Raw genomic sequence first — 4085 nt, 5'->3', positions numbered from 1 at the left:
TGTTGTCAGATCGCGCACCAAAGGACTCGCGCAAGACCTGGGTCGGGCTTTCTAGTTGGGCCGCAACGCTCTGTAGGCGTAGCAAGAGCAAGTCGATATCGCGGAGGTCGTCGACCGTCCACGTTCCCGATAATTCAATCGGTGGTGATGCGGCATGCAGGTCGGACGTTGCCGAGCGCGCGTCGATGCTGAACGTTGTGGCCAGCTCCTGCCATGCGGGTTGGATCGCGTTGAGGTGTGATGCGGCGTCCTGCTGGCCGCGAATCGCTCCGGCGAGGGCTCGCATGTCGGTGTGGGTGTCGTGGAAGTGTTCAACGGTAAGCAGGGGCCAAGACGTCGGGGGTCGGTCGTCGACGATTCGCAGCAACGCTTCGATGTCGCTGATCGAAGAGGGTTCGACGGATTCGCTGAGCTGGAGTTCGTCAACAACGTTGGTCACCGTTGCCTCCAGGGCTGCGAGTGCCTCGGCGCACGACGTGACCACGCCGCGAAGGCTGGCCTCGCGGGAGGCGCCAGCGGTCGGGTTGTTCAGGTCACGCCAGAGGAATGCGTCGCCTCGTTCGACAACGCTCCAGGATCGCCCGAGCTGTTCGGCGGTGCTTCGGAGGTGATTGAACTGTTCCGGGGTCAGTGTGCTGGCATCGGCAGTCGGGATCGGGGTTGAGGGGAGATGCCCCAGTTGGGATGCCCGCCCGACGGTGTCGTGGAGCGATCGATCGAATGGCTGACGGATGCGGTTGACAGCGATCGCATAGGCGGTGAGCTTTCGTCGCTGGTCGCGCAACATCGCTACATCGGTCGGCGCAATCGTCGATCGTGAGTGTGGACGCTCTCGAAGCGCGGCACCAAGCTCCTGCACAACTGCCTTGCGAGTTGCGGTCCGAGAGTGCAGCGCAAGTACGAACGGGTCAAGTTTAAGGTTGGCAAGACGACGTTGCACGACCTCCAGCGCAGCCGCCTTCTCGGACACGAACAGCACCGTCTTACCGTCGGCCATGAGTTCGGCGATGATGTTCGTGATCGTTTGCGACTTGCCGGTCCCGGGCGGGCCGTCCATCACAAAGCTGCGGCCGGACCGGGCGGCCAATATGCATTGGCGCTGCGATGCATCGGCATCCATCACGCAAATGAGGTCCTCTGGTGGATGCCGCTCATCGAGGCCATCCTCCGGCTCGGGCGCAAAGTCGAGTTCGAGAGCAACGTTGCTTGTCGGGCCCTCTGCAAGAAGCTTCACAAGGTCGTGGTCGGCGATGAGCGCCTCGTTCTGTCGCAGATCGCGATAGATCACTTCTTTTTGGAACGTGAAGCTGGTCATCACTGCGGTGGTGTCCACCGACCACCCTGTGCCCTTTACCGCTCTGCGAGTCGCTGCCAGCACAGCGTCAAGGCCATCGTCGTCGAGGTCGTCAATCGTTGGGAGTTCGATTCCAAAATCGGATTCGAGCTTGACGGCGAGCGCTGGGTTGATGGCCGATTCACCGTTCTCGGACAGCGTCAGTCGCCAACGGCGTGATGCGTCTTCTCGTGCGAGCTGCACTGGAATGAGCAGTAGCGGACTGACGGCCTCCTTGTCATCGGCATCGACCCATCTGAGCTGGCCAAGCCCCAGGTAAAGCACCCAGATTCCTGCGTCGAGGAACTCGGCTTGGGCACGCTTCGCGAGACCGGCGAGACCGCGCTCGATCTGCTTGTCGTAGCGTTCCGGGGTCATCTTGACGACGAGTTCGCCACCCGACGGGCGGTCCGGCTCGTAAATCTCGTCGGGATTGTCTGGTGGCGCCTTGGGTAGAAAGAAGCCCCAACCGACACCGGAGAGACCCTGCTCGACAACTTCACCGTCCTGTGCGAACTCCAGCGAAGTTGTCCTGGTGTGTTTGAAGTACAGGAGCCGGTTGCGGCGCGTGAGATCGACGAGCTCTTCTGCCCATAGGCGAAGTTGTGTGATGACAACGTCCTGCTGCGTCACCCTCGCGACTCCGTCAACCGCATCGCGCAACTGCACCATCCCCGCATTCCCCGAACCTAACCGGCATGCAAAGAGACCGCTGTATCTGAAGCAGACCTTCGCCGACTCGCCGACTCGTCGATCGGGGCGTGTGTCGAGTCGCGCCCCGAAGAAACTGTCGTTAGCGCCAAACGTGATAGCAATGGGCTCAACCATGGGATCTGGTGACAACTACTTGCCGTGCGCTGCGTGCTCACGGACGCCGGCACAACACTTCACGTATCGCCAGGTCACCGGAATGGTCCTGTCTCATCGCGTCTCAACGGTTGACGAGAACCTCTGTCAGGAATGCAGCCGACGAGTCGGCCGCAGCGTGCAATCAGCGACCTTGCTCACCGGCTGGTGGGGACTCTTCGCCATGTTCCGCAATGCACTCGCCGTGATCACAAATTCCGTCGGCCTACTCAAAGCTGCGACCATGCCAAGCCCGGCCGGTGGACCAATCTCTTTCGAGAAGGAGCGGTCTGTATTCGCCCGGGCCCAGACATGGGTCGGCATCGGGATCGTGGGCGGACTCATTGGAATCGGTGTCGCGTCCGGTTCATTCGACAGTGAGCCCAGCTCCGACTGGTCGGTCGGATCGTGTGTGAGCGGATTCAACAGGCTAGAGGCTGTGCCCTGCTCGTCGGCTCACAGCGGCAAGATCGTCGCCGAGAGCAGCAGCTCGGCGAGTTGCCCGCAAACGACAGAGAGCTATGTCACCATCGGTGGAACGGTTCTGTGCATCGACGAAGACCAGTAGAGAAATGGCGACGGGGTGCCATAAATGACGGGTCTTCCAGCTCAGTGCACGGCGTGCGGGTGCGCCACCAGCGAAGCGACCTGTCCTCGATGTGGTAGCTCGACCTACATCGCCGCTGCTGAGACGATTAAGCAGAGCTCAGTAAGGCTCGGTTTCCTGAAGCGTGGACGGCGAGCGCCGCTGGTGTTGGCGTTCAGGCACTCGACGCCGCCACCGAGGTCTGCCACGACTGCCATTTGGCCGTCTGGGGAGACCAACGAGATCAGCCAGGCTGAGCTAAATCGACTGTCACCTGTCAATGGCATAGCCAAGGTTCGATCCCTGGGTGCTGCACTGCTGCTTGCTGCGCAAGTCGCACGCACACGTGGTCTACTGGCTGGCGACCAAGTCGATAAGGCCATCGTCGACAACGTTCTGAAGAACGACGTTTCCCTGTGTCGACGAGCGGCGCTGGAGTTAGGTGCCAATGGCGCTGTCGCGAAGATTGACGTTCTGCCTCTCACGGCGACCGACCGGGCGTGGTTGAAGGCGGTTTCGCTCATGCGCCTCCACGACTTCGACGGAGCTGTCGACCAACTCTTGGTCCTGCCCGTCGACGGCTACCCTGCGGCGACTTCCCTACTTGCGGCGTGTCGGGGTCGTGCAGATAACTCTCACCGCGAGAGCGCAAACGAATCGATAAGGCTGCGACTTGTTGCAGATGACCGTGGCCTCGCTGAGGGCGCCGCCATTGCGGCGGGGCTCGATGGTTCGAGTGCACGATGGATCGACACTGCCGGGTTCGTGCCGACTGATCCTATCTCTGACCACATTGCGACTCCGGCCACGTCGCTGCTGCGTTTTGTCCTTCAACCAGTGAGCCACGATGCTCCTCTGTCTGCGCCGGCGGCAGCACCGCTCGCAATGATCGACGAAGCGATTGACAAAGGTGCACGATTCGAACGTGACTCTTTCAACGCAAGGCCAGCGGAACTCCAGTACCTGAGCGCGCGAACCGAACCAGATCGGCTCTCGGATGAGGCGGTTGCGGAGCTGGGGTTCGACAGCGAACTCGTTCGGCGACGCCTCGCAGGCGTATCCAATGGCAACGGCAATGGGGCCTCAGAAGGGATGATCCAAAACGAATATCTCGCCGGTCTCCTCGATCTGGAAAGACTCGGATCCGTGTCGCCGGCCGTCGCCGCCAGACATCCGCAGATGGCTTCCGAGCTTGGCGCGTTTCTCGCTGATCCCAACCCGCAGACACTGACGAACAAGCTCGCCAGCGACGAATCCCTGTGGCCGATCTTGAGTGGAGCACTCGGACCCGAAGCGGTCGGCTGGAATCCGCAGCGAGGA

General features: G+C 61.4%; 3 protein-coding genes. 2 read left to right on the top strand and 1 reads right to left on the bottom strand.

What is annotated here, in order from left to right:
* On the bottom strand, positions 1 to 1966 hold a 1966-nt coding region (locus ACESNG_RS13600; protein ID WP_373069395.1), incomplete at its 3' end, for a DUF4011 domain-containing protein.
* Between the two features lie 352 nt (positions 1967 to 2318).
* Here ACESNG_RS13600 and ACESNG_RS13595 point away from each other — a divergent pair.
* Together ACESNG_RS13595 and ACESNG_RS13590 are read left to right on the top strand one after the other, a co-directional pair.
* Entirely contained in the window at positions 2319 to 2747 is a 429-nt protein-coding gene (locus tag ACESNG_RS13595) for a hypothetical protein (protein ID WP_373069393.1), read from the top strand.
* A gap of 183 nt (positions 2748 to 2930) precedes the next feature.
* Positions 2931 to 4085 (top strand): hypothetical protein (locus tag ACESNG_RS13590; protein WP_373069391.1); only part of this gene is annotated, 1155 nt, incomplete at its 3' end.

Source organism: Gemmatimonas sp. (assembly GCF_041689975.1).
In the GTDB taxonomy this organism is placed as follows: domain Bacteria; phylum Gemmatimonadota; class Gemmatimonadetes; order Gemmatimonadales; family Gemmatimonadaceae; genus Gemmatimonas.
This window is presented reverse-complemented; position numbering and strand designations above follow the sequence as displayed.